The 25,976-nt window shown below is 63.3% G+C and carries 25 protein-coding genes; 2 read left to right on the top strand and 23 right to left on the bottom strand.

The features are described from left to right. Nucleotides 1–9: 9 nt before the first annotated feature. Genes HCF10_RS12035 through HCF10_RS11945 form a run of 19 tightly spaced genes read right to left on the bottom strand, consistent with a single transcriptional unit; the run spans nucleotide 10 to nucleotide 16,791 of the window. Nucleotides 10–1,236, bottom strand: a complete 1,227-nt coding sequence (locus HCF10_RS12035) for a beta-ketoacyl-ACP synthase (RefSeq protein ID WP_167655590.1) — start codon at nucleotides 1,234–1,236, stop codon at nucleotides 10–12. Further along, entirely contained in the window at nucleotides 1,236–1,964 is a 729-nt protein-coding gene (fabG, locus tag HCF10_RS12030; protein WP_145335929.1) for a 3-oxoacyl-ACP reductase FabG, read from the bottom strand. The genes HCF10_RS12035 and fabG overlap by 1 nt, the downstream gene beginning before the upstream one ends. Next, nucleotides 1,961–2,422, bottom strand: a complete 462-nt coding sequence (locus HCF10_RS12025; protein ID WP_131696852.1) for an ApeP family dehydratase — start codon at nucleotides 2,420–2,422, stop codon at nucleotides 1,961–1,963. The genes fabG and HCF10_RS12025 overlap by 4 nt, the downstream gene beginning before the upstream one ends. Beyond that, complete coding sequence (locus tag HCF10_RS12020) at nucleotides 2,419–3,585, bottom strand: beta-ketoacyl-[acyl-carrier-protein] synthase family protein (protein ID WP_167655588.1); 1,167 nt, start codon at nucleotides 3,583–3,585, stop codon at nucleotides 2,419–2,421. The genes HCF10_RS12025 and HCF10_RS12020 overlap by 4 nt, the downstream gene beginning before the upstream one ends. Beyond that, entirely contained in the window at nucleotides 3,582–4,064 is a 483-nt protein-coding gene (locus HCF10_RS12015; protein WP_167655587.1) for a hypothetical protein, read from the bottom strand. The genes HCF10_RS12020 and HCF10_RS12015 overlap by 4 nt, the downstream gene beginning before the upstream one ends. Next, nucleotides 4,061–4,795, bottom strand: a complete 735-nt coding sequence (locus HCF10_RS12010; RefSeq protein ID WP_167655586.1) for a methyltransferase domain-containing protein — start codon at nucleotides 4,793–4,795, stop codon at nucleotides 4,061–4,063. The genes HCF10_RS12015 and HCF10_RS12010 overlap by 4 nt, the downstream gene beginning before the upstream one ends. After that, complete coding sequence (locus HCF10_RS12005; RefSeq protein ID WP_337782121.1) at nucleotides 4,792–6,039, bottom strand: NAD(P)/FAD-dependent oxidoreductase; 1,248 nt, start codon at nucleotides 6,037–6,039, stop codon at nucleotides 4,792–4,794. The genes HCF10_RS12010 and HCF10_RS12005 overlap by 4 nt, the downstream gene beginning before the upstream one ends. Nucleotides 6,040–6,072: 33 nt before the next feature. Further along, the gene (locus HCF10_RS12000; protein ID WP_167655585.1) at nucleotides 6,073–8,385 is read right to left on the bottom strand and encodes an MMPL family transporter; all 2,313 of its coding nucleotides are present in this window, start codon (nucleotides 8,383–8,385) and stop codon (nucleotides 6,073–6,075) included. Beyond that, entirely contained in the window at nucleotides 8,375–8,965 is a 591-nt protein-coding gene (locus tag HCF10_RS11995; protein WP_145335936.1) for an outer membrane lipoprotein carrier protein LolA, read from the bottom strand. The genes HCF10_RS12000 and HCF10_RS11995 overlap by 11 nt, the downstream gene beginning before the upstream one ends. Next, the gene (locus HCF10_RS11990) at nucleotides 8,962–9,387 is read right to left on the bottom strand and encodes an acyl-CoA thioesterase (protein WP_131696846.1); all 426 of its coding nucleotides are present in this window, start codon (nucleotides 9,385–9,387) and stop codon (nucleotides 8,962–8,964) included. The genes HCF10_RS11995 and HCF10_RS11990 overlap by 4 nt, the downstream gene beginning before the upstream one ends. Beyond that, complete coding sequence (locus tag HCF10_RS11985; protein ID WP_167655584.1) at nucleotides 9,380–10,921, bottom strand: HAL/PAL/TAL family ammonia-lyase; 1,542 nt, start codon at nucleotides 10,919–10,921, stop codon at nucleotides 9,380–9,382. Before HCF10_RS11985 ends, HCF10_RS11990 begins: the two co-directional genes overlap by 8 nt. Then, on the bottom strand, nucleotides 10,905–11,840 hold the full coding sequence (locus HCF10_RS11980) for an LpxL/LpxP family acyltransferase (RefSeq protein WP_167655583.1): 936 nt from the start codon (nucleotides 11,838–11,840) through the stop codon (nucleotides 10,905–10,907). The genes HCF10_RS11985 and HCF10_RS11980 overlap by 17 nt, the downstream gene beginning before the upstream one ends. Next, a complete protein-coding gene (locus HCF10_RS11975; RefSeq protein WP_131696843.1) occupies nucleotides 11,837–12,571 on the bottom strand; it encodes a glycosyltransferase family 2 protein in 735 nt (244 codons plus the stop codon). The genes HCF10_RS11980 and HCF10_RS11975 overlap by 4 nt, the downstream gene beginning before the upstream one ends. Then, a complete protein-coding gene (locus HCF10_RS11970) occupies nucleotides 12,564–14,234 on the bottom strand; it encodes an acyl-CoA synthetase family protein (RefSeq protein WP_167655582.1) in 1,671 nt (556 codons plus the stop codon). The genes HCF10_RS11975 and HCF10_RS11970 overlap by 8 nt, the downstream gene beginning before the upstream one ends. Next, the gene (locus HCF10_RS11965; RefSeq protein ID WP_131696841.1) at nucleotides 14,231–14,776 is read right to left on the bottom strand and encodes a hypothetical protein; all 546 of its coding nucleotides are present in this window, start codon (nucleotides 14,774–14,776) and stop codon (nucleotides 14,231–14,233) included. Before HCF10_RS11965 ends, HCF10_RS11970 begins: the two co-directional genes overlap by 4 nt. After that, complete coding sequence (locus tag HCF10_RS11960; RefSeq protein ID WP_003187949.1) at nucleotides 14,773–15,027, bottom strand: acyl carrier protein; 255 nt, start codon at nucleotides 15,025–15,027, stop codon at nucleotides 14,773–14,775. Before HCF10_RS11960 ends, HCF10_RS11965 begins: the two co-directional genes overlap by 4 nt. A 9-nt stretch (nucleotides 15,028–15,036) precedes the next feature. Continuing rightward, entirely contained in the window at nucleotides 15,037–15,306 is a 270-nt protein-coding gene (locus tag HCF10_RS11955) for a phosphopantetheine-binding protein (protein WP_145335942.1), read from the bottom strand. Further along, entirely contained in the window at nucleotides 15,284–16,096 is an 813-nt protein-coding gene (locus HCF10_RS11950; protein ID WP_167655581.1) for a lysophospholipid acyltransferase family protein, read from the bottom strand. Before HCF10_RS11950 ends, HCF10_RS11955 begins: the two co-directional genes overlap by 23 nt. After that, nucleotides 16,072–16,791, bottom strand: a complete 720-nt coding sequence (locus tag HCF10_RS11945; RefSeq protein ID WP_131696838.1) for a beta-ketoacyl synthase chain length factor — start codon at nucleotides 16,789–16,791, stop codon at nucleotides 16,072–16,074. The genes HCF10_RS11950 and HCF10_RS11945 overlap by 25 nt, the downstream gene beginning before the upstream one ends. A 337-nt stretch (nucleotides 16,792–17,128) precedes the next feature. Here HCF10_RS11945 and HCF10_RS11940 point away from each other — a divergent pair, with 337 nt between their 5' ends. Then, the gene (locus tag HCF10_RS11940; RefSeq protein WP_053139210.1) at nucleotides 17,129–17,899 is read left to right on the top strand and encodes a ParA family protein; all 771 of its coding nucleotides are present in this window, start codon (nucleotides 17,129–17,131) and stop codon (nucleotides 17,897–17,899) included. A 470-nt stretch (nucleotides 17,900–18,369) separates the two neighbouring features. Then, nucleotides 18,370–18,585, top strand: a complete 216-nt coding sequence (locus HCF10_RS11935) for a DUF6124 family protein (RefSeq protein ID WP_095186109.1) — start codon at nucleotides 18,370–18,372, stop codon at nucleotides 18,583–18,585. A gap of 88 nt (nucleotides 18,586–18,673) precedes the next feature. On the opposite strand, the gene trxC is transcribed toward HCF10_RS11935, so the two are convergent. The 4 genes from trxC to HCF10_RS11915 form a co-directional block, all read right to left on the bottom strand. Next, complete coding sequence (trxC, locus tag HCF10_RS11930) at nucleotides 18,674–19,108, bottom strand: thioredoxin TrxC (protein ID WP_167655580.1); 435 nt, start codon at nucleotides 19,106–19,108, stop codon at nucleotides 18,674–18,676. Nucleotides 19,109–19,260: 152 nt separating this feature from the next. Then, the gene (gene selO, locus HCF10_RS11925) at nucleotides 19,261–20,724 is read right to left on the bottom strand and encodes a protein adenylyltransferase SelO (RefSeq protein WP_167655579.1); all 1,464 of its coding nucleotides are present in this window, start codon (nucleotides 20,722–20,724) and stop codon (nucleotides 19,261–19,263) included. Between the two features lie 48 nt (nucleotides 20,725–20,772). After that, nucleotides 20,773–24,156 carry a mechanosensitive channel MscK gene (gene mscK, locus HCF10_RS11920; protein WP_167655578.1) on the bottom strand — a complete coding sequence of 1,128 codons (3,384 nt, stop codon included), beginning with the start codon at nucleotides 24,154–24,156 and terminating at the stop codon, nucleotides 20,773–20,775. Nucleotides 24,157–24,208: 52 nt separating this feature from the next. Continuing rightward, on the bottom strand, nucleotides 24,209–25,951 hold the full coding sequence (locus HCF10_RS11915) for a potassium/proton antiporter (RefSeq protein WP_167655577.1): 1,743 nt from the start codon (nucleotides 25,949–25,951) through the stop codon (nucleotides 24,209–24,211). Between the last annotated feature and the right edge of the window lie 25 nt (nucleotides 25,952–25,976).

Below are 25,976 nucleotides of genomic sequence, written 5' to 3'. Positions count from 1 at the left end.
ATTAAAAAGTCAGGACCAGCGGCGGAAGATCAGCGACGTATTGACGCCGCCAAAGGCAAAGTTGTTGTTCATCACGTAGTCGTGGTGCATCTCGCGAAATTCACCCTGCAGGTAATCCAGCGCGCCGCATTGCGGGTCGACGGAATCCAGGTTGAAGGTGTGCACGTACTGGTCGCGGTTCATCATCTCGATGCTGAACCATGACTCCAGCGCCCCGCAGGCGCCCAAGGTGTGACCGAGGAAGCTTTTCTGCGAGCTGATGGGCATGCGGCTGCCGAACAGGCTGCTGGTGGCCTGGGTTTCGGCGATGTCGCCCTGGTCGGTGGCGGTGCCGTGGCCGTTGACGTAGCCGATGGCGACAGGCTCCAGGCCCGCATCTTCCAGGGCCAGTTCCATGGCGCGGCGCATGGTTTTCTGTTCCGGGCGGGTGGTGTGCTGGCCGTCGGCATTGCTGCCAAAGCCGACGATCTCGGCATGGATATGCGCACCCCGCGCCAGTGCGTGGTCCAGCTCTTCGAGCACCAGCATGCCGCCGCCTTCGCCGATCACCAGGCCATCGCGGCCGCTGTCGTAGGGGCGCGGGCTGGTCTGCGGCGCATCGTTCTTCAGGCTGGTGGCGTAGAGCGCATCAAACACCATGGCTTCGGTGGGGCACAGCTCCTCGGCGCCGCCGGCGAGCATCAACGGCAGGCGACCGAACTTGATCGCCTCATAGGCGTAGCCGATGCCCTGGCTGCCACTGGTGCACGCGCTGGACGTGGGGATCAGCCGCCCAGTGAGGCCAAAGAAAATGCTGATATTCGCCGCCGTGGTGTGCGGCATCATGCGCACGTAGGAATTGGCATTGAGCCCCTCGGCCACCGAGTTCAGCAGCATATTGCCGAACGCCTTGATCTCGTCGGTGCTGCCGGTGGATGAACCGCAAGCGACGCCCATGCGCCCGTCCTTGATCGACTCGTCACCGAGTAAACCTGCGTCCTGCAACGCCTGCTCCGCGGCCCATACCGCCAGGCGCGAGACGCGGCCCATGCTGCGCAGCTGCTTGCGCGTCCAGTGGGCGGGCACGACGAAATCATCGATCGGCCCGGCCAGGCGCGTGTTCAATTCGGTAAAGCGATCCCACTCGTCCATGCGCCGGATGCCGCTGCGGTTGGCGCGAAAGTTGGCGGCGATGGTGTCCCAGTCGCTGCCCAGGGAGGTCACGCCGGCCATGCCGGTGACGACGACGCGCTTCATCAGCACAGGCCTCCATTCACGGCCAGGACCTGGCGCGTGATATAGCCGGCTTCGGCCGACATCAGGAAATTCACCGCACTGGCGACTTCTTCCGGGGTGCCCATGCGTTGCGCCGGGATCATCTTCATCAGTTCTTCCACTGGTACGTTTTCATCCAGCATGGCGGTGTCGATCAAGCCGGGCGCAACGCAGTTGACGGTGATCTTGCGCTTGCCCAGCTCGATGGCCAACGCCTTGGCCGCACCGATCAGGCCGGCCTTGGAGGCGCTGTAGTTGACCTGGCCACGGTTGCCGATCAGTCCCGAGACCGAGGTGATGCAGACGATACGCCCGGCCGCGCGACGCCGAATCATCGGCATCATCACCGGGTGCAGCACGTTGTAGAAACCATCGAGGTTGGTGCGCATCACCACGTCCCAATCGTCTTCCGACAAGGCCGGGAAGGCGCCGTCGCGGGTCAGGCCGGCGTTGAGCACCACGCCGTAATAAGCGCCGTGTTGCTCCACGTCGGCTTCAAGGATTTCCTTGCACGCGGCGCGGTCGGCCACATCGAATTGCAGCACCCGCGCCTGGCGGCCCAAGGCTTGAATCTCGAGCTGTACCGCGCAGGCTTCGGCCCGCCCGCTGCGGCAATGCAGCACGATGTCATGCCCGGCCTGGGCCAGGCGCAGGGCAATGGCGCGGCCGATGCCACGGCTGGAGCCGGTGACCAGTACGGATTCAGTCATGGCGTTTCGTCCTTCGAGTCATCTAAATAGTTGGCCGCCTGGGGCGGTCGAAATACGTTCAGGCGCGCGCTGGCCTGGATACCGTCACCGCTCAAGTGGCATTCGAACACACCCATGCCGTTGTCGTCTTCCAGGGAGCGCAGGCCGTGGATGTTCAACTCGGCGCCGGCCGGGAAGTGTTCCACGTTGCACTCGAACTTGCGTGTGCCGAGCAGGAAGCCCAGTTCCACCTCTTCACCCTTTTGACGGGCGCGACAGCCGGCGTAGGCGGCGACGCTTTGTGCCATCAGCTCGATACCGACCCAGGCCGGCAGGCTGCCGTCAGGGCGATTGAACAGGCCGACCGGCTTGACGGTGAGGCGGGTGTGGATCTGCTCTTCATCGAACGACAGCACCTGGTCGATCAGGATCATGTCGCCCGCGTGGGGCAACAGTTCGGCGAGTGGCCAATCGGTCATGGGGCGGCTCCGATTATCAGGCTGACGTTGTTACCGCCGAAGGCAAACGAGTTGCTCATCAGGAAGGGTTTATCCAGGGTTTCGTCGCTGAGAGCCCATTGCAAGGCGGGCAGCGTGGGGTCGGCCTGGCCGTCCCACACATGGGGCGGCACCCGGCCGTGGGCCAGGCTCAGCCAACAGAACGCGGCTTCCAGCGCACCGGCCGCGCCCAGGGTGTGGCCGCTCATGGGTTTGGTCGACGAGCAGGCCACGCCTTTGGGGAACAGGCTGGCGACGGCCAGGCTTTCCATGGCGTCGTTGTGTTGGGTGGCGGTGCCGTGCAGGTTCAGGTAGCCGATCTGCTCGGGTGCAAGCTTCGCGCTGGCCAGCGCCTTGCGCATCGCTTGCAACGCGCCTTTGCCGGTGGGTTCCGGCGCGGAGATATGGTGCGCATCGCTACTTGCACCGCAGCCCAGCAGGGCAATGGGCCCAGGGGCTTTGCTCATCACAAACAGCACCGCCGCTTCACCGATATTGATGCCGTTGCGGTTCACCGAAAATGGATTGCAGCGCTCGTTGGACACTGCTTCCAACGCGCTGAAGCCGTTGAGGGTCAGCTTGCACAGGCTGTCCACGCCGCCGCAGATCACCGCATCGCATACCCCTAGGTCGAGCAGGCGCTGGGCGCTCATCAGCGCGCGGGCGCTGGACGTACAGGCGGTGGAGATCACATAGGCCGGGCCGCTCAGTTGCAGCCAGTCGGCGAGGAAATTCGCCGGCGCGCTGAGTTCCTGTTGCTGGTAGTCATAGTCGCCGGGGAAGTGCTTGTCGCGTAAATACTGGGCGATGCCGCGGCTGGCTTCATCGATGCCCGAGGTGCTGGTGCCCAGCACAATGCCGACCCGTGAGGCGCCGTAGGTGTGGATGGCCTGGCGAATCTCGCTTTCGATCTGCAACGCCGCTTCCAGCAGCAACTGATTGTTGCGGCTGCTCTGCTGGCCGAGCTCCACCGGGATAATCGCCAACTCGCCGTGCACACCCGCCACCGGCAATATGCGCTCCGGCACCCAGCCACTTTCAGCGCGCATGCCTGAGCAATCACCGGCAAACAGGCTGCGGCTGACTTCAGCCGGGTTCCGACCGAGGGCGCAGATCACGCCGAGGGCGTTGAGGTAGGCGGTCATCGGGCGGCACCGAGTGGCGTAATACGGTAGCTCAGGGGCTGGCCTGCCATGTTCACGCTGAACACCTCTGAGGATTGATAGGCGATTTGCCAATGGCCCGGCAGGGTGCGCGTGAGGTCCATCGCCTGGGCGCCGGGATAGAGTGCGCGCACCTCATCCGCCGAGCTCAAGGCAAACAACAGGGCGGCAAACAGCTCACGCGCCTGAGGATTGGGCGGCAGCAGACCATCGGCCTGCCACTGGCCATCGATCAGTTTTTGCCGAGCCTGGGGGATGCCCAGCGGGTCCATCATCGACCAGCGAATGCCAGCGCCTTCGCGTTGGATCACCAGCAGCCAGTCCTGGCTCTGGCCGCCTTCCAGGCGCTGCACATGCAATTGCAGCGGCAGGGTCAGGGCCGGGGTTTTTTCAGGCAGCGGCGGCTGGCTGGCGCAGGCACTCAGCAGCAACAGGCAACCCATCAACAGCAGGCGGATCATGGTGCGGTGCTCGCCAGGGGTTTGCGCGCCACGCAGTTGACCAGGGTTTCTTCGCGTTGGCCCACCGGCGGCGCCTTGCGCAACCCCCAGCGTTCCAACAGGCCGAAGTCGCTGGAGCGGCTCCACCACAGGTACGGGTACGAGATGTTCTGCGGGCCGAAGGTGAAGCCTTGCTCGCGGAGCATCTCCAGGTATTCTTCGGCGCTTTTTTGCACGTGCATCGGGTGGCGGAACAGCCAGCGGATCACCCAGGTGTCGATATAGGCTTCGGTGGATTCGGCAAACAACAGGTAACCGCCAGGCTTGAGCACCCGATAGAACTCGCTCAACGCACGTTGCTGTTCGACCAGATGATGGAAGGTCTGGTGACAGAACAGGATGTCGACACTGGCATCCGGCACGTCCAGGGTGGCGCAGTCACTGCCGATCAGCTCGACGTCCAGGCCTTGACGAGCGGCTTCCTGGCGGCTCAGTTCCAGGCTGTGCGGGTCGGCATCCAGGCCGATCAGGCGTGAAGGCGCAAACACCTGCTGCAGCAACTTGAAGGATTTGCCCTGGCCGCAACCGGCGTCCAGCAACACCGGGGCCTCGGGCAGGGGTTCGCTGAAGCGGCTGCGCAAGTCATTGATCGCCACGCGCAACACATGGTGCTGCCACGTGTGGCTGCGTAGGAACCAGAAGCCGAACTTGGTTTCCTCAACATAGTTCTTACTTAAGTACCGACTGCTCACGCGGGATCCCCTGCACAAATTTCCGACAACATCCGCAACCGCCGCTTGGGCTCACTGACGAAGGGGTTGCGCTCGTCCCATGCATAGCCAGCGAGGATCGAGCTGATCATCCGGCGAATTTCCGGTGAGCTGCCGGCGTGGAAAATCACATCCTGGAACGTACCGGCGTACCAGCCTTCGACGTAGCAGCGGAAGGTGTCGACACCGCGCTTGAGCGGCTCGGCAAACTCGGTTTGCCAGTCTACGGTCTCGCCTTTGAACTGACGATGCAGCACGCCAGCGGCCATGCTCGCCGAACGCATGGCGATGGTCACACCGGAGGAGAACACCGGGTCGAGGAATTCCGCCGCATTGCCCAGCAGCGCAAAGCCCGGGCCGTGCAGGGTTTTGACGTTGGCCGAGTAGCCGCCGATGGTGCGCGCTGGCGTGTCCCATACGGCGTTATGCAGCACGCCGGACAAGCTCGGGGTTTCGTCGATAAAGCCGCGCAGGCAGGCGTCGAGGTCAGCGTCGCGACCGTCGAAATGCTCCTTGGCCGCAACCACGCCCACCGAGCAGCGACCGTTGCTGAACGGGATGGTCCAGAACCAGATGTCGCGCTTCGTAGGGTGTGTGGTTATCAGGATCTTGGTGCGGTCGAAGCCTGGGTGTTCGATGCGGTCTTCAACGTGGGTGAACACCGCCTGGCGCAGCGGGAAATTCGACGGTGCCTCCAGGTCGAGCAGGCGCGGCAGCACACGGCCGTAGCCGCTGGCATCGAGCACGAACTTGGCCTTGATGTGGTACTCGCTGCCGTTCTCGCGGCGCACATGCAGGTAGCGGCACTCACCGGAGAAATCCACGCCGACGATGGTTTCGCCGTAGCGGATGTCGACGCCTTGCTGGGCTGCCTGATCGGCCAGCAACTTGTCGAACTCGCCGCGCTGCACCTGGAAGGTGGTCGGCTTGCCGTTGCTGAAGGTGTCACCGAAATCAAATGCGCTGTAACGCTCGCCCCAGGCAAACGCGGCACCGGTTTTTACCTGGAAACCCGCGGCCTGCACGGCGTCGAGCATGCCGGCTTCCTCGATGAAATCGATGCAGTGCGACAGCAGGCTTTCACCGATCGAGAAGCGCGGAAAATGCTGGCGCTCGATGATCAATACATCATGCCCTTTGCGCTTCAACAGCGCGGCGGCAATCGCGCCGGATGGCCCGGCACCAATCACCACCACCTGGCGACGTTCCATTTCAACTATGGGCACGAGGGCTCCTTGCCGCTTTGGCGATAACTACATTCATGAGGCATGTTTCCGTTGGCCGGCCCAGGGCGCCAGCATAAAGCTGAATGCCAGGCCCAGGCTGACCGACAGGCCGAAATTACTCACTGCGGGGGTGCTGGACACCGCCAGCAGGCCGAATGACAACCAGGTTGTCAGTGCCGCCAGCAGTGTGCCTAAAAGGCTGACAGCAGGGCCGCCGATCTGTTCGCGCATCAAAATCGCATAGTCGACACTGATGGCCGTGACCAGCAGCAACCCGAACAGGCTGAACAGGGTCAACGGCTGGCCCAGCCAACCCAGGCTGGCCAGGCTGCACAGCGCCGCCAGCAACGGCAGGGCGACGATGCGCAAGGCACCGCTAAAACCGAACGGCAGGATCAGTAACAGCACGATCAGCACGCACGACATCAACTTCAATTCGGCGGCGCTGATCTGCGTGTCGGCGAATACACGGTTCAAATCACCGAGGCGATCCACCAACTGCACGCCGGGCAGATCCACGGCCTGCACTCGCAGCAGCGCCGGGTTGTTCAAGCCCTGCAGGCTGACCATGGCCGCCACACCGCCGTCCACCGGGCCGAGCCACAGCGTGCGCCAGGGTTCGGCCAACGGCCCCACCAGCGCAGCGTCGATGTCTTCGGTAGGTAGCGCTTGCAGTTGCGCGACTTCGGCTTGCAGGGCGCTGGCGGGCACGCCGAGGTCCAACAGTGGCTGCCAATGGTGTGGAAGTGCGCTCAGGGCATCGCGCAGTTGCTGTTGTTCGGCGGGCAGGCTGACCAGTTGGTTGAGCGCCAGGTAACCCTGGAGCTTGTCCATATTCACCAGTTGGTCCAGGCGTTGGCCCAGGGCGGCTTGCCGCTCCAGCAACTGCGGCTGGTTATCCGCACGTATCAGGAAAAACTGGCTGGTGGGCTGGAAACCGGTAATGCGTGCCACCGCCTGCGCCTCTTGCAGCAACAGCGGCGGCGCGCCGATCCACTGGCGAATATCGTTTTTGCTGTTCAGCTGCCACAGGCCACCGGCGCAGAACAACAGTACCCACGCCAGCAAAAATGGGCTCGGCACGCGCTTGAGCAAGGAAGCCCGCACCAGCCACAGGCACTCGGCAATGCGCAGCGGCCATTGTGCCGGGCGCAGTTCGACACCCTTGAGCAGTGCCGGCAGCAGGCACACCGCTGACAGGTAGGCGCCGATCAGACCCGCGGCGGAGAACACCGCGATTTGCGTCAAGGCCGGAAACGGCGTCCAGGCCAGCGCCAGGTAGCCGATGCAACTGGTGGCCAGGCTCAGGCTCAGCCCTGGCAGCGTCAGGCGCAATGCCGGCCAACTGCGCCAGGGGGTCATGCTCCAGCTTTTCGACAGGTAGTGCAGCGGGTAATCCACCGCGACGCCGATCAGGCTGGAGCCGAGCACCAGGGTCATCACATGCATATGGCCGAACAGCGCCACGCAAGCGACGGCACCAAACAGCATGCCCACCAGCACCGGCACAAACGCCAGCAGCACTCGCCAGCGGCGGAACGCCAGCAACAGCAACAGCAGGATGCCGACGGTGGCGCCACCGCCAACCCAGGTAATTTCCCGCGTGGCCTGCTGCTGGCCGTTCGCCGCGTAAAGCAAACCGCTGGCGGCGAGCAATTGCGCGCCGTGTTCACTGGCCTGCGTGCGGCTGGCCTGGAGCAAATCCGCCACTTGCAGCGGCAGTTTCATGTCGAAGGCATTGCCGGTGGTGCGTGCGCGCAGCAGCACCCAGCTCTTGCCGTCGGCATCGGCGATCAAGGCGCCGCTGCCGATGTCCAGTTGCACCGAGCCGTGTTGCGGCTGGCTGTTCTGGATGCGCCCGGTCAGGCCGAGCCAGTCGTCCTGGCTCGGCACCAGGCTGAAGCCGGTAAAGGGGTCGAACAGTGACTGCACCCGTTGCTGGATGAACGCGTCGGGGTGGTCGATCAGTTGTTCACGGTCCTTGGCCGAGAGCATCGCCAGCCGCCCGCGCAGCAACTGCTCACGCAGCGCCGGCAGGTCGGCTTGCAGGTTCCATTGGACCTTCTCGAACAAGCCGCTGGCCTGCCAGCGTTCGCCCAATTGCTGCGCCACGGCCACCGCTTGCTGGCGATCGGCGTGCCCCACCAACACCAGTATTTCGCGGTTGAGCGGCTCCTGCATGCGCTGTTCGGCTTGCAACTCCAAGGCGTCCGGCGTGCTGCCCGGCACCAGCTCCATCAGGTTGGCCGACAGCGGTGCGCCGTGGCGCCACTGCCAACCGGCCAGGGCCAGCACGGCCACCAGCAGGATCAGGAACAGGCGCGGCAATAGACGCTCACTGGGCAAAGTCGTGTTGCTCCGCGTCGCTCAATGGCTGGCCGGCGGTGCTGTCCTGCATGCGCAGTACGGTGCTGTCGCCTTGGGTTTCCAGCAGTTCGATGGTGTGTACCAGCTCACCGCCGTCGATATTGATCTGGGTGAATACCTGCTTGAGCAGCAGTGAACGCGGGATCAGCGTGAGCTTCCATTGCCGGGCTTCGCCTTGCAGTTGCAGCTCGAAGTCACGCTGCAAGCCGCTGCTGTCGCCCTGGAGCACGGCGAGGAACAGACGGTTCTGTTCGGCACCGGCGCTCTTGTTCGGCAGCAGTTGCCAGCCGTTGGCGTCACGGCGGGCGATGCCCTGGGCGCTGATGCGGTAGTCCTGTTGCAGCGGGGTTTTCAGCAGCCACAGGAGGCCGTGGTCCTTGGCCAGGACGAAGGTGCCCTTGCTGACCAACGGTTGCGGCAGCGCACGCAGGTGTTTTTCCTGGGTGAAGCTGCCGTGGATCACTGAGGGTTTGGCCAACTGGTCGCTGAGTTGTTGCAGGTCGAAGGCCTGGGCTTGAAGCGACAGCAGCAACGCGCCGAGGAAGGTGATCAGTTTCATGACAAGGCCCTGTCGACGGCGTCGGTGAATACTTTGGGGGACGCCAGCTGCATCTCGCGACTGGCGATTTCCACCGCTACCTGCACAGTGCTGGCGCGGGTCAGGCGCTCGCCGCTGGCCAGGTCGGTGATCAGGTAGTTGACCTTCAAACGGTTCTCCCACTCCACCAGGCTAGCGCGAACGTTGATCGTCTGGCCGAACACCGCACCGCGCACATAGCGCAGTTGCATGTCGATCACCGGCCAGGCGTAGCCGGCTTCGAGCATCGCCGTGTAGTTGTGGCCGATCTTGTCCAGCAGCGCGCAGCGTGCGACTTCCAGGTACTTCACGTAATGCCCGTGCCAGACGACGTTCATGGTGTCGACGTCAAAAAACGGCACGAGGATTTCGGTGTCGCTGTGCAATACGCCAGGGCTACGCATGCAGCCTCCAGTGTTGCTCGGCGATGCGTTGCAGGCACAGGCGCAGTTCGCCTTCGAGGGCGCGGTCTTCGATGACCGGCGGGAAGTCCTGGGCCAGCTCTGCATGCATGGCCGCCAGCGCCGGTGGCAACGGCCGTGCGTCGTCGGCCTGGGCACGCAGCCACACGCCCTGGTTGGCGGCGAGCAGAGTGGCGGCGGCGACCTGTTCGGTCAGTTCCAGCACGCGGATCGCATCGCGGGCGGAGATGGTGCCCATGCTCACCTTGTCCTGGTTGTGGCACTCGGTGGAGCGCGAGAACACGCTGGCCGGCATGGTGTTTTTCAGCGCTTCGGCGGTCCAGGCGCTGGTGCCGATCTGCACGGCCTTGAAGCCATGGTTGATCATCGCGCGGTCAGCCGGCGCGCCGGACAGGTTGCTCGGCAGACCGTGGTTGTAGCGCACATCCACCAGCAGCGCGAGCTGGCGGTCGAGCAGGTCGGCGACGTTGGCCACCAGGGTCTTGAGGCTGTCCATGGCAAAGGCGATATGCCCACCGTAGAAGTGCCCGCCATGCAGCACGCGCTCTTCCTCAGCGTCGATGATCGGGTTGTCGTTGGCGCTGTTCAGCTCGATCTCGATAAACGAGCGCAGCCAGTTCAGGCTGTCCGCCAGCACGCCGAGGACGTGGGGCGCGCAGCGCAGCGAGTAGCGATCCTGCAGGCGATGCAGCGGCGCGGTCGGCGCGTCGATCGCCAGGTCCTTGCGCAGCCAGGCGGCGACTTGCATCTGCCCCGGATGTGGCTTGGCGGCGAACAGACGCTCGTCGAAGTGTTCCGGATTGCCTTGCAGCGCCACCACGTTCAGCGCGGTGATGCGTGTGGCCAGTTGCAGCAGGTAGTCGGCACGGGCAAAGGCCAGGCAAGCGATGCCGGTCATCACCGCGGTGCCGTTCATCAGCGCCAGGGCTTCCTTGGGACGCAGTACCAGCGGCTCCCAGCCGAGTTCGCGGTGCACGTCGGCGGCCAGGCGACGCTCTCCCCGGAACAGCACTTCGCGCTCGCCGGACAGGGTCGCGGCCACGTAGGACAACGGCGTCAGGTCACCGCTGGCGCCCACCGAGCCTTCTTCCGGGATCAGCGGCAGCACGTCGTGTTCGAGGAACCCATGCAGGCGCTCCAGCAGTTCCACGCGCACCCCGGAGACACCGTGGCACAACGACTGCAAGCGCGCCGCCAGCACCGCACGGGTGGCTTGGGCGTCGAGCAACTTGCCCAGGCCGCAACCGTGGAAGGTGTACAGGTGACGGGGCAGGGCCTCGACATGTTGCAACGGCACCGCGACCACGCAGGAGTCACCGTAGCCGGTGGTTACGCCGTAGATCACGCCTTCCTTGTCCAGCAGCGAGTCGAGGAACTGCGCGCCCTTGGCAATGCGTTGGCGATACGCGGCATCGCTTTGCAGCTGGGTAGGCACCTGACGGTTGGCCAGGGCCAGCACGTCTTCGATGCGCAGGGGGCGTTCGCCAAAGGTTACCGGCTCAAGATGCGTCGTCATCGGTCTTCCAGAAAGGGTAAAAGTTGAACCATTGTTGGGGCGCTTCCAGGCAGAACTGGCCCAGGCGTGCGGCGTAGCGCGCGGTCCACAGGGCGATGACCTGCTCGCGGGTGCTGCGTTTCCATTCGATCAATTGCGCGAAGGGCTCGATGGTCAGGCGATAGCGGCCCTGGTGTTTCAGGCACATCAGCAGGTTGACCGGGCATTTCAGCAGGCCCGCCAGCAGCCACGGGCCTTGGGGGAAGGCCGCGTCATAGCCGAGGAAATCCACGCGCACCGTGCGCCCGCCATGCAAGGGCACGCGGTCGCCGGCAATCGCCAGCCACTCGCCGTCGTCCAGGCGCTGGCTGAGCAGCAGCATGGTGGCAGGGTCCAGCTCGCTGACCTGGATCAGGCGCAAGTGGGTGGCACCGGCTTCGCCCAGCAGGCGGTTGAAGCGTTCGGCGTGCTTGGTGTGCACCAGCACGTTCATGGTGACCTTTTCGCCGATTTCCGCCAGCGCGCGGCACACTTCGAGGTTGCCCAAATGTGCGCCGACCAGCATCTGGCCGCGCTCGCCGCGCAGTTGCCCGCGCAGTTTCGCCGGGTCGTTAATCTCGATTTGTTCCAGGCGCAGCTTGCCGTTCCACACGTCGAGTTTGTCGAGCAGGGCGTCGGCGAAGGCCATGAACTGGGCGAAGACTTTGCGCTGGCTGGGGCGCAGTTCGTCGCGCCCGCTCCAGTCGGCCAGGCGCTGCTGGTATTGCCAGGCGCTCTGGCGCGCGGTGCGGCCGAACAGGAAGAAGTACAACACGATGCCGTACAGCACCGGGCTCAGCAGGCGGCGGCCGAGGACCTTGGCGGCGAGGGCGGTGAATTTCATCAGCCAGTAGCTGCCGCGCTCTTCGCGGTCGGCCCAGTGCTTGGTGCTGTCACTCATGCCTGCCACCGTCGCCACAGGATCAGCGGTGCACGCACCAGCATGCCGAAGAACAGTCGGGTGTGCATGGCGCTGATGCGTACGTTGTCGCGGAACAGGCGGAAGTGCGACAGGCCGTCGGCAGGGTAATGCACCTGGGTCGGCAGCCAGCGCATCGGCTGGTTACGCCAGGCCAGGCGCACCAGGATGTCGGAGTCGAAGTCCATGTGCGTGCCGATGTAGGCGGAGTCCATCAGGGCCAGCACCGGGGCCAGCGGATACACACGAAAGCCGCACATCGAGTCGCGGATCTGCAGCGACAGGGTGTTGATCCACACCCACACGTGGGTCAGGTAACGCGCGTACAAACGGCCTTTGGGCACGCTTTCGTCGTATTCGGGGTAGCCGCAGATGATTGCGTTGGGCTGCCTGCGGGACGCGTCGATAAACGTCTCGACTTCACGCAGGTCGTGCTGGCCGTCGGCGTCGACCTGCAAGGCGTGGCTGAAGCCCAGGCGTGCCGCTTCGCGAAACCCGGCCATCACCGCGCCGCCTTTGCCTTGATTGTTCGGCAGGGTCAGCAGGGTGACGTTATCCAGGTCCGCCAATTGCGCCAGTACCGCTGCGCAGGCTGGGCTGCTGCCGTCGTCGACCAACAGGCACGGCAGGCCGCTGCTCAACAGGCTGTGGACCACGGCGGGCACAGCGGCCTCGTGGTTGTAGACCGGGATCAGGGCGCAGGGGTTATGCATGGGCGGCTTCCAATTGGATCCGGCCGCTGGAGCAGGCCGCGACGCCGTTGCGATAGGCGAAATACAACTTGCTGCGTTCCTGGTCGAAGCGCAGGTGCAGTTCGATGCGATCGCCGGGGCGTACCAGTTGCTGGAACTTGAGCACTTCCATGCCGGCAAAGGTCGCGGGCAGGTCGAGCAGTTGCTGGCCCAGGTTGAAAGCCCATTCCACTTGCACCACGCCGGGCAGCACAGGTGTGACCGGAAAGTGCCCGCTGAAGTAGGCCAGGTCCGGCGGGATGATCATCTGCACGGTCCATTCGCCATCGACTTCGATTTGCTCCAGCACTTCCGGTGCTTTTGGCCGGGGCGCCAGCAGCAACGCGGCCACATCGGCCTGGGGCAGTTTGCCCTGGGCATTCAGCGGCAGCTGGCGCAGCAGCCGCCAGCGGCGCGGCAGCGCCAGGGTTTCGCAATGCTGGCTCAAATGTTGGCGCAGGGTTTGGGTGACGGTGCGTCGGCCCTGGTTGCGCAGGGCGTGCAGGCCGTCGGCACTGAGCACCACCAGCGCGCCGAGTGAGGCGCGGTTTTCCTGCACCACGCCCAGGCGCGTTTCGGCGACCCACGGGTGGGCCATCAGCGCCTGTTCGAGCATGGGCAGGGAGATGCGTTTTTCTTCCAGCTTGACGATACGGTCCAGGCGCCCGAGCAGCTCGAAGCGACCATCGGCATGGATGCGCGCCGCGTCAGCGGTTTGCTCTATATGCCCGACGGGCAAGTAAGGCGAAGCGATGCGCAGTGCACCGTCGGCATCCTGGCTCAGGTGTATATCGGCGAACGGCTGCCAGGGTTGCGCGCCCTGGCGCCAGGCGATGCCACCGGTTTCCGAGCTGCCGAGAATCTCTGTCGGCCATTGCTGCAAGCGCTCGTAAAGACTGCTGGCCGCCTCGATGGGCAAGGCACCGCCCGACGAGAACACCCGCGATACCTGGCTAAGCGCTGGCCAATCGAGGTTGTCGCCCATGCGCTTGAGCAGCGCCGGGCTGGCGACCCAGGCGAATTGCGAGTGTTCGCGGCTGGCGCGTTGCATGTCTTCCGGAAAAGCCAACTGGCGGCGCACAAAGCTGCGCCCGGCGCACAGCGGCCACAGCACGCGGAACAGCAAACCGTAGATGTGCTGGGTGGCGACGCTGCCGATGATGCAGGCGTCTTTAAGGTCTGCACCCCACAACGCTTCCAGGGCCTGGACCTCATTGGCCAGTTGGCGCAGGGTCTTGTCGATACGCTTGGGTTCGCCGCTGGAACCGGAGGTGCACAGGCTCAGTTGGCAGGTGTCCAGGTCGAGGGCGGCCGGGCTCAACGGCGCTTGATACAACGCTTCCAGGTCTGGCGCTTCAGTCAGCCAGGCGTCGACAACCGCGTCCCAGCGTTGGCGGGTCTGGGGTTGCAGATCGGCGGGCAGCAGCACGCTGGCCCCGGCGCGCCAGGCGCCCAGCAGTGCAATTGCCAGCAGGCCTGCGTCTTCCAGGTGCAGGGCCAGGCGCTGGATGCCACGCGCTTGCAACCCGGCCGCCAGGCTCAGGGAGTGTTCCCACAGCTGGGCGTGATTCATCGCAGGTTCGGTGGTCACCAAACGCTGTTCCAGCGGCTCGAGCAACAGGTGCTCAAGATTCAACCCATTCATACGCGGCCTCGAACCCTTTGTCGTACCAGCCATTCCACGGCAAACAACAGCCCCATCAGCCCGTAGGCGATCAAGCCGTTGTACAACGTCCACCAGCTCAACGGCGCCCATAGGGTGAGGGCAGCGGCGAGCAGGCCATTACACAGAAAAAACACGCACCACACCACGGTGACCTGGCGCGTATACACAATCGCGTTTGGCGGCAGTACCGGGTCGGTCATGCGCGCCAGGCGCTCTACCATCGGCGGGCCGTATTTCAGGCTGAGGCCGAACAGCGCCAACATGAACGCACTGACCAGGCTCGGGTACCAGCGCAACAGGTGCGGGTTATCGAACCAGGCCAGGGCCAGGCAAAACACGATCACTGCCACCGCCATCCAGCGGCTGCCGGGGCGGTGGGCACCGGTAAACGCGCGGAGCAGCCACAGGCTGCCCAGCAGCAACCCGAACTGCCACGGCGCAAAGTGCTCGGTGCCGTAATACACCGCAAAGGGGTACAGCAGCCCCGCCAACAACAGGCCAAGGCCGATCAGCCGGCTCATGCGGCGGGTTGGACCAGACGGTACACCGCCTCAACCACGTCGTTCACGGTGCGCACGGCCTTGAACTCTTCGGCAGCGATCTTCTTGCCGGTCTGGCGCTTGATATGGTCGATCAGGTCCACGGCATCGATGCTGTCGATTTCCAGGTCCTGGTACAGGTTGGCGTCGAGGGTGACGCGTTCCGGCGGCAGTTCAAACAGTTCCACCAAGGCATCGCGCAGGGTGTTGAAAATATCGTCACGAGTTTGCATGGTCCGGTCTCAAGCTGCCTGTCTGGCCGTGACGAACGCCGCAAGGCTGGCCACGTTGGTGAAGTGATCGCGTGTGTCCTTGGCGTCGGCATCGATCTTGATGCCGTACGTTTTCTGGATCGCCAGGCCCAATTCCAGGGCGTCTACCGAATCCAGGCCCAGGCCTTCGCCGAACAGGGTCTGGTCGCTGCCGATGTCGTCGGCGCTGATGTCTTCCAGGCCCAGGGCCTCGATGATCAGTATCTTTATGTCGTGCTCAAGGCGTTGTTGGTCGCTCATCTTCGGCGAGCTCCTTAATGAAATAGTGGTGCAGGTAATCGTTGAGCTTGCGTGAGGCCTGGGGCGCGGGCCCCAGTGTTGCGAACGCCTGTGGTTCTATATCGGCACCCACCCGCAAACTGAAGTGAAAACGGCGTTTCGGGATGCGATACCAGGGTTCGGCCTTGGTCAGGGTGGTGGGGCTGACCTTGATCACCACCGGGGTGATGATTGTCGCACCACGCAGCGCAATGGCAGCGGCCCCGCGATGAAAGGCGGGCGCCACGCCGGGTGTGGTGCGGGTGCCCTCGGGAAAGATGATCAGCGTCTGGCCTTCGCGCAGGGCGTCGGCGGCGGCGTCGAGCATGTCCGCGCTGCCGTCGTTGCTTATATAGCCCGCGTCGCGCACCGGGCCACGGGTGAACGGGTTTTGAAACAGGCTCTGCTTGATCACGCAATTGGTCTGGCGCATCAGGCCGATCAGGAACACCACGTCAATCAGCGACGGGTGGTTGGCGATGATCATCTGGCCCGGCTGGCCGAGCCTTTCGGCGCCTTCGACGCTGTAGGTCAGCACCCCGGCGCGCTGCATCATGCGGATAAAGAACCAGAACAGCTTGCTGATGGTATGACGGGCGCGGCGCTGGTGTCTTTCGACGTTGCCCGGCAGGCAACTGAGCAAGGGAAACACCAGCAAACGCAGGCACAACCCGCCGACGCCAAACACGAAGAAGCTGGCGGCAGTGGCGAACAGGCGCCAGTAGTAGGCATCCCGTGGCTTTTCGTTCACGGCTTGCGTTGCCAGTTCCATACACGGTTCTTCCAGGCATGTTGGCAGGCGCCCTGTTCGGTGAGCAGGGTGCGCAGCAGGTTCAGGGCGTGGGGCCACTGGGTTTGAGTGAGTTGGACAGTGCTCGCGGTGAGTTCCAGTTGCCACTCGTCGCCTGGTGTCAGCAGCAGGCCGAGGGCGTAGGGGAAGGGCACGTCAACGATCCAACTGGCGTAGGCCTCGGGTGGCTGTTCTTCGGTGATCACGAGCAATACTGCCGGGGCGCCTTCATTGAGCAGCGCGGCGGCTTCGAGCATGCCGTGCTCCAGGCCATCGCCTGCAGCGGCGAGGGCCGTCATCTCGCTGGTTTCATTGCGCAGGATCGACCATAGGCCAATCACCGCGTTATGCACCGACAGGCTGAACTGGGTCGGCGACAGCGGCTGGTCGTTGGCCAGGTCACTGAGGATGTCCAGGGTGCGCGGGGTTTCGCCATGCCGGGAAATAAACACCAGCGGCAGGTCTTGCAGGCCTTCGGCCAATGGCCAGCCCACGCTGAATGCCATGCGTGCCAGGCGGCTCAGGCGGCGGCGCTGCATGGCCGGCAGGAATGACACGTCGGGGGACGCATCGCTGGCAGGCAGCAACACCGGGGCCTGGCACCAGGCGTGCCAGTCGTCCGTGCTTTCCAGGCCAGGAGCCCAGGCACGCCATTGGGCGATGTTGAAGTTGATCACTGAGAAGTTATCCCGCCCCTGCGGGCTTCCATGTGCGGCTTTTGGCCCCGAATACCGGGACAGGGAGCAATCGCCGAATGGCGCGCATTATCCCGGTGCCGTGGGGTTCTAGCAAACTTTGGTAAAGAAATGTGCACGGCCGATTACAAATAGTGGGGAAGATTTACAGATTGTCCTTCAATGGGGGGGCAAGTTGGATCGTCGGACACTTCCTTTTCACTTGTCCGCGACGTATGACAGGGCAGATGCGATGCAGCAATGCATCGATGAACGAGGTAGCTAACAGGCGCTTTTGCCCTCTACACTCGGACATTCATTGATACACGGAGGTTTTTCCATGCGGCGCGTGGTGTTCAATCAAAAAGGCGGCGTTGGTAAGTCCAGCATTGCCTGCAACCTGGCGGCGGTCAGCGCCAGCGAAGGCTATCGAACCCTGTTGGTGGACCTCGATGCACAAGCCAACTCGACCCAGTACCTCACCGGGCTGACCGGCGATGACATCCCTATGGGGATCGCGGACTTTTTCAAGCAAACCCTGTCTTCCGGGCCGTTTTCGAAGAAGAACAAGGTGGATATCTACGAAACACCCTTCGACAACCTGCACGTCATCACCGCGACCGCCGAACTCGCGGACTTGCAGCCCAAGCTTGAAGCCAAGCACAAGATCAACAAGCTGCGAAAGCTGCTGGATGAGCTGAGCGAGGATTACGACCGGATCTACCTGGATACCCCGCCAGCCCTGAACTTTTATGCGGTTTCGGCGCTGATTGCCGCTGATCGTGTGCTGATCCCCTTCGATTGCGACAGCTTCTCGCGCCAGGCACTGTATGGCCTGCTGGCCGAAATCGAAGAATTGAAGGAAGACCACAACGAAGGCCTGGAAGTCGAAGGTATCGTGGTCAACCAGTTCCAGGCGCGGGCGAGCCTGCCGCAGCAAATGCTCGATGAGTTGATTGCCGAAGGCTTGCCGGTGCTGCCGGTGTACCTGGCCAGCTCGGTGCGCATGCGCGAGTCGCACCAGGAGAACAAGCCGCTGATCCACCTGGACCCACGGCACAAGCTCACTCTGCAATTTGTGGAGTTGCATAACCTGCTGGAAAACGCCTGATTTTGCTGGCGACACAAAACCTCTGTGGGAGGGGGCGTGCTCCCGATGGCGGTGTATCAGTCACGAGTACTTTGACTGACTCACCGCCATCGGGAGCAAGCCCCTTCCCACATTTGAATTGCATTTCAGTCGGGGATTGGATTTTTCCCACAGGGGCTGTAGGAAGGGTCTGGCTAGAGGGGGTGTGGCTTGTATCGTTGCCTACAGGTACGCCAGAATCCGCCGGCTTGTGCGTCTGGATGGGCATCTCTAAGGTTCTGCGGTCACTGAATGTTCAGTGATCGGGTTTAGTAGCCCGAGGTGAGACGTACGGCAATTCGTCGATCAGGAGCTTCCTGAATTTGATGGTGGCTGTACGGAGGGCGCTTTCGAGCGCGCCGGTTGCGTCTCCCCGGTCTACTAACCTGCGTACAGCTGCCACCCTCCGTTTAGTAGCGGCCGGTTGCGGCTCCACTACTCGGAGACGATCCATGGTTAACCTCTATACCGTTACACCCAACCTCCCCACCGAAGCGCTCGTGCTCAACAGCTACGAAACCTTCTCCTCCGTCCGCACCCTGTTACTCAACCTGTCCAACGACCTCACCGGCGAACACCGCGACGTGGCCCTGGCTATCCACCAATTGAGCGAACTTGGCGTAATGCTGGTCGGCCAGATAATGGACCGCGAAGCCCCCGTGGCCTGAAGATAACACTCGGTCAAATGTGGGAGGGGCGGTGCGACGATTCGACTTGCCCCCTCCCACACTGTCCAGCCTTGTTCTCAAGGCCCGGTTACACCCCCTGGCTACGCAACCAACTCATCAACTGCGGCAACGGAAACGCCCCGCTCTGGCGCGCCACTTCGCGGCCGTTCTTGAACAGAATCAGACTGGGGATCGACCGAATCCCCAATTGCGCCGACAGCTGCGGATTGGCCTCGCTGTCCAGCTTGGCCAGCCGGCACTTGCCTTCCAACTGCCCGGCCGCCTGCTCAAACACCGGCGCAAACGACTTGCACGGCCCACACCAATCGGCCCACACGTCCACCAGCAACGGCAAATCGCCCTTGATCTGACTGGCGTAGTCGCCTTGCTTCAGCTCGAAAGGCTTGCTCAGTAGAACCGCTTGCTTGCAACGCCCGCACTTGGGCGTATCACCCAGGCGTTCGCCGGGGACGCGGTTGAGGCCGTTGCAATGGGGGCAGGGGATAACGAGAGGGTCGGACATGGTGGGCTCCTGAGTATGGCCATTAGTCTCTATTTGGAGTCAGCGCCGATAGTTATCAAGATAGATACATGACTGTGACGAGCGGGCTTGCCCCGCGTTGGGCTGCGCAGCAGCCCTGCGGGAGTAAGCTCTCTCGCCACAGCCTCTCTGTCTTACGACGAACAACTGATCTCCAAATGCTTGCCCCAATCCGGCGGTCGTTGCGCGTACTGTTCCATCCCCGCCTGCTCCTCGAACGGTTTGGAAAGCACCTCATGTAACCGTCGCACTTCGCTGTAATCGCCTGATTCGGCGGCAGCGATAGCGTTCTGTGCGAGGTAGTTACGCAGGATGTACAGCGGGTTCACTGCGTGCATCCGCACACGGCGCTGTTCCTCGCTGTAATCCCCATCCCGCTCAATACGAGCCTTGTACAGTCCTGCCCAGGCATCAAAGCCGGCGAGGTCGACAAAATCATCGCGCAGCTTCGCCACCGCCAGCGCTGCCGGTTCATCCCCCAGCCGCCGGAAGAACAGCGTGTAATCCACACCGCTGTTCTGCATCAGCTTCAGCAACTGCTCGACCAGCTTCTGGTCCTCGTCTTCGGCAGTGGTCAGCCCCAATCGGCGGCGCATCAGGTCCAGGTAGTGGGCCTGGTACAGCGGCAGATACAGGCCAAGGGCTTCTTTCAAGGCGTCGACGCTGATAAATGGCGTGAGCGCCTGGGCCAGCGCGCTGAGATTCCACTGGCCGATGGGCACTTGGTTACTGAAGGAATAGCGCCCTTCATGGTCCGAGTGGTTGCAGATGAAGTGCGCGTCAAAGTCGTCGAGAAACGCAAACGGCCCGAAGTCGAAGGTGATGCCGAGGATCGACATGTTGTCGGTGTTCATCACCCCGTGGCAGAAACCATAGGCCTGCCATTTGGCGATCATCTCGGCGTTGCGTTCGACGATTTCGCGGAACATCGCCAGGTAGGGCTCGGGCTGTTCCCGGCACTCGGGGTAGTGCAGGTTCAGCACGTGTTCGGCCAGCTCGGCCTGCTGTTCGGGCTTCTTGGTGTAGTAGAAATATTCGAAATGACCAAAGCGGACATGGCTGGGCGCCAAGCGTAGCACCATCGCCCCACGTTCCTGCTTCTCCCGCCAGACCGGGGTGCTAGAGCCGATCACGCACAACGCGCGGCTGCTGGGGATGCCCAATGCATGCAGCGCTTCGGAGGCCAAGAACTCCCGGATTGACGAGCGCAGCACCGCGCGGCCATCGCCCATGCGTGAGTAGGGCGTCATCCCGGCGCCCTTGAGGTGCAGATCCCAATGTTCGCCGGCCTCGTTGTACACCTCGCCCAGCAGCAACCCTCGGCCATCGCCCAGTTGTGGGGTGTAGCCGCCAAACTGATGCCCGGAGTAGACCATCGCCCGCGGCTCGGCTTCGGCCCACAGCGTGTGGCCGCTGAACAGCTCGGCAAACACCGGCGTTTCGGCCACTGCAGGGTCGAGGTCGAGCAGGGCCATGGCGGCATTGCTTGCCACCACTAGGCGCGGTTCGTCGAGGGGCTCGGGCAATACGTGGGTTGAGAACGCGTCGCCCAGGCGTGCGAAGCGGTTGTCGAAGGTCAGTTCGTCGAGGGCTTTCACCGGCCATCTCCAGCAGAATGTCCGAGCATTCTGCTGGGGATAGGGCGTTTAGTCGAGTTTGCTGGGTGGTGGCTCGGGTGCATCCGCCACTTTGCCCGCCGGCGGCTCTGGCACATCTTGCGCCTCGGCCGGCCCGACGATGGTTCTCTTCTCGTCTTCCACCGGCACCAGCTTGTATTCCTGGCCGTGGAGGTTTTTGAGGTACACCTCCATCTGCCGGAAGGAGATGTTGATGTGGTGGTTCTTGAACTCGCGGTTGATAAAGCGGTTCACTTCGTCGATCACCGGGTTGCGGTCGCCGAGGTCGCGCACGTGCATGCGCAGTTCGTGGTCCAGTGTACTTTCGCCGAAGTTGAGGAAGTACACGTGGGGTTCCGGTTCCTTCAACACCCTCGGGTTTTCTCGCGCGGCCTTGAGCAACAATTCCTTCACAAGGTCCAGGTCGGAGCCGTAGTCCACGCCCAGCTTGAGGGTGACACGGGTGATGGTGTCGGTCAGCGACCAGTTGATCAGTTGCCCGGTAATGAACGTCTTGTTGGGGACAATGATGTCCTTGCGGTCGAAGTCGGTGATGGTGGTGGCGCGGATGCGGATCTTGCTCACCGTACCCGACAGGTTGCCGATGGTGATGGTGTCGCCGATCCGCACCGGGCGTTCGAACAGGATCATGATGCCGGAGATGAAGTTGGCGAAGATCTCCTGCATCCCGAAGCCCAGGCCCACCGACAGCGCGGCGACCAGCCACTGCAACTTGTCCCAGCTCACGCCGAGGGTGGACAGTGTGGACACGAAGCCCACGCCGGCGATCACGTAAGACAGCAATGTGGTGGTGGCGTAGGCGCTGCCCTGGGCCAGGTCGAGCTTGGACAGTACGAGTACTTCCAGCAAACCCGGCAGGTTACGCGCCAGTGCGAAGGTGATGCCGATGATGATCAGCGCGCCAAGCAAGTCGCCGATGCTGATCGGCACCATGCTGATATTGGCACCGGTGCCGCTGGTGTATTCGTACAGGGTGACGTTATCCAGGTACGAAAACACCGAGATCAGGTCCGACCACACCCAGTACAGCGCGGCGATAAAACCGCCGAGCAGGGCCAGGCGAATCAGGCGCATGGACTGTTCGTTGACCTGCTCGATGTCCAGGGTCGGTTCTTCGATCACCGCTTCGCCGTCACCCGCTTCCTTGGCCGCCTGGCGTTTGGCCAGGGCGCGGGAATAGGCCAGGCGCCGGGCGGCAACGCCGAGGCCGCGGACGAAGGTGGCTTCGATCACCAGCCAGAACATCAGCAGGTACAGGGTGTTGATCAACCGGTCGCTGAGCTTGAGCGCGGTGTAGTAGTAGCCAAAGCACACGGCGATAAACAGCGCGATAGGCAGCGCGGTGAACACCAGGCCCATGGCTTTGCGGAACAGCGAGGCTTTTTCGTGGGTCGGGCTGTGGAGCAGCAGGCGCCCCAGCAACCAGGCCATCAGGGCGTAGCAGGTCAGGACCACGGCGATGCCCAGCACGTCGTCGGCCAGTGCTGCCGGTTGGTGCTCGGCGATGGCCACCACAGCCACCAGGGCCAGCACCACCAGCCCGAGTTTGCGCACCCAGCCTTGGAGGAATTCGACTTGGGGCTTTTCCCAGCGGAAGTGCAACTCGGCCACGCCGCCCGGCGCCAGGATGCGGTAGGCGGTGTAGAACACCAGCCACGCCTGGGCCAGTTGCAGCAGGGCTGAACCCAGGTTGGCGTTTTGCCCACGGGCGTCGATCTGCAGCGCGTAGCCGCACAGCGCCAGCCCCAACGATACGGGCATGGCCAGCAGGATATTGATCAAGATCGCTTGCGGTGTGTGCCACTGGCTGTCGCGCTTGAAGTGACCGATGTCCAGGTGGACCTTGTTCAGGCGTTGGTACAGGGCCTTGCGTCGCCACAGCAGCGCGCCGATCAACAGCAGCAACGGCAGGAACAGCAGCGGGCGCTGGGTCAGGCCGTCGTACAACTCGCTCACGCTGGAAGCCCAGGGCAGGGTGGCAACCTGCTTGCTCAGGTGCGCCGGCACGGTTTCCAGCCACTCGGTGTCCAGCGGCTTGTTGCTGGGGATCCAGAACATCTGTTCATCGAGCGTCGCGCGCAGGGTGGTGGCGGTGCTGAGCAGTTGTTTCTGGTTCAGTTGAAGGGTGATGGATTCGTTAAGCAGCGCGCTCAACTCTCGGCTCAGGCGCTCCAGCAGGTCACTGCGGGTAATCGCCAGTTCCAGCAGGGTGCGCCGCAGTTGCGGGGTGACGTCGGCCGGCGGCTGGTTGGCCAGCAGGTTGTCCACATAGGTGCTGGGGGAGCTGATCAGCTCGCGCTGTTGGTTGACCTCAAACTGGTACAGGCGAATGTTGGCGATGTCGTCCGCCAGGTCGCGGTCCACGGTCAGGCGGGGCAGCGCTTGTTTCTGCTTATACAGAATCTTCGACAGCAGCAGGCTGCCCTTGAGCACGTTGATCTGCTCGTCCAGGGCCGAATCGCTCTGGGTCACGGTGTCCAGTTGCTGTTTGGTCTGCAGGTTCTTCTGGGTCAGGTCGTTGAGGCGGTCGGTGCTCTTGAGCAGGTAGTCGGACAGCTTCAGGTTGGCCGCGCTTTCCGTGGCCAACAGGCTGCTGCCGCCGGCCTTTTGCGCTTCGATGGACTGCTGGGTAACGGTCTGTTGGGACTGGGCCAGGCGTTTCTGGTTGATCAGGGTTTGCAGGTCCTGGATCTCTTGTTCCAGGCGCGCGGTTTTTTCCACCACCAGGTCGTGCTGGCTGTTGCCCAGGTCTTGCAGTTGGCTGTTGCCGGCCAGTTCCTGGCGGCGCAGGGGAATCAGGGCATTCAGTGCGGCAAGTTCGGCATTCAGCTGGTTGCGCTGGTCGCTGCTGAGGGCTTTGCCATTGTCCTTGCCGGCCTTGAGGGTCGAATTGATCTGCTGGATGCGCGTCTGGCTGCTGCTGATTTCGGTCTGGGCACGCTCGGGGCGGGTCTGGGCCGCGATGGTCAGGCTGTTGGCTTCGGCCAGGTCTTTTTGCAGGTCGCCTTGTTGGGTGGTGCGCTGCACCAGCAGTTGCTCGAGCTGCGGTACCGGCAGGGTGGCGTAGCGCTGGGCGACCGGAATGATCTTGGTGGCCTTGAGCCGGGTCAGTTCGCGCTGGTTCTCGCTGGTCTGGCGCGGGGCGTCTTCCAGCTGGCGTTTGAGGTCGACCAGACGCTGTTCGTAATCCTGCTTGTTGCCCAGGTAGGTCAGGGTCTGTTGCAGGATCGACTGCAGCGCCTTCATGTCGGCGTCGGGCAGTTTGCGATCAGGCAGCTTGTCCAGGGTTTGCTGGATGGCGTCGGCGCTGGGCGGGTCGGCGGCGTAGACGCTGCCGACACAAAGGGTCAGGCCCAGCAGGGCAGTGGCGAGAAAAGTGCGCAGGGTTGGCATAGAGACCGATCGAGCAAGGTGAAGAATCGGGGGCGTGCTGTCGCCCCGCAGTTTAGAGGAAGAGTCCGGGGGCCGGGCGACTTCCTTCGGGGAATCTGACGCCGACTTTGCCAATCTTGTTCCCGTCCATGACCGCGACGGTCCAGATGGTGTTGTTCCACTCCACCTGGTCGCCCACCACCGGCGCGCCGCCGACTTTCTGGGTGATGAAGCGGCTCAGCGGCATGTCCGGGTCGATCCCTTCCAGCTTGAGGCCATACAGGGCGGAAACCGCGCCCAGCTGGGCGTCGCCTTCGAGCACGAAGTCGCCGAAGAAGCGCAAATCGAGGCCGCGCTGCGGTGCCTGGCTGAACAGTTTGCCCAGGGCCGGCAGGTTGTGTTCGTGGCCGATCACGCAGAGCAAATCGCCGACTTCCAGCACCGTACTACCCGACGGATGGAGCAGTTGCTGGCCACGGAACAGGGCAGCGATACGCGTGCCTTCGGGCATTTTCAGCTCACGCAGGGCCGCGCCAATGCACCATTTTTCTGCGCCCAGGCGGTAGACGAACAGCTCCCATTCGCTGGTGACGTGCACTTCCAGGGCGGCGCGGGAGATCGGCGCCGGGTCCGGCGGGACGGTCACTTTCAGCAGCTTGGCCACCCACGGCAGGCTGGTGCCCTGTACCAGCAGCGACACCAGCACGATAAAGAACGCCAGGTTGAAGTACAGCTGCGCGTGGGGCAGCCCCGCCATCAACGGGAACACCGCCAGGATGATGGGGACCGCGCCACGCAGGCCGACCCAGGCAATAAAGGCCTTTTCGCGGCCATGGAACGCCTTGAACGGCAGCAGACCGACCATCACCGACAGCGGCCGCGCGAACAGGATCATCCACAGCGCGAGGCCCAGGGCCGGCAGGGCAATCGGCAGCAAGTCATGGGGCGTGACCAGCAGGCCCAGCACCAGGAACATACCGATCTGGGCCAGCCAGGCCATACCGTCGAGCATATGCAAAATGCCATGACGGCTACGCACCGGGCGATTGCCGATCACCAGGCCGCACAGGTACACGGCGAGGAAGCCGCTGCCATGCAGGGCGTTGGTCAGGGCGAACACGAACAGGCCACCGGCGATTACCAGGATCGGGTACAGGCCGGTGGCCAGGTTGATGCGGTTGACCATCTGCAGCATCAACCAGCCGCCGCCGAGGCCGACGATGCCGCCGATGCCGAACTCGCGCACCAGATGGGTCAGCAGGCTCCAGTGCAGGCCGGTCTGGCCGCTGGCGAGCATGTCGATCAAGGTGACGGTGAGGAACACCGCCATCGGGTCGTTGCTGCCGGATTCGATCTCAAGGCTGGCGGTCACCCGTTCGTTCAAGCCCTTGCCGCCCAGCAGCGAGAATACGGCTGCGGCGTCGGTTGAGCCGACAATCGCGCCGATCAGCAAGCCTTGAATAATATTCAGGTTGAACAGCCAGGCCGCCGCCATGCCCGTGAGGCCGGTGGTAATCAACACCCCCACCGTGGCCAGGGACAACGCCGGCCAGAGTGCCACGCGGAAACTCGCCACCCGCGTGCGCAAACCGCCGTCGAGCAGGATCACCGCCAGCGCGAGGTTGCCCACCAGGTAGGCAGTCGGGTAATTGTCGAAGATGATGCCGCCGCCATCGACGCCGGCGACCATGCCCACGGCCAGGATGATCACCAGGATCGGGATGCCCAGGCGCGAGGAAAGAGAACTCACCAGAATGCTCGCACTCACCAGCAACGCGCCGATCAAGAACAGGCTGTTGATGGTTGTCGCATTCAAAGGCAGTACTCCATGAGCAAATAAG

Source organism: Pseudomonas sp. B14(2022), from assembly GCF_012030485.1.
In the GTDB taxonomy this organism is placed as follows: Bacteria; Pseudomonadota; Gammaproteobacteria; order Pseudomonadales; family Pseudomonadaceae; genus Aquipseudomonas.
This window is presented reverse-complemented; position numbering and strand designations above follow the sequence as displayed.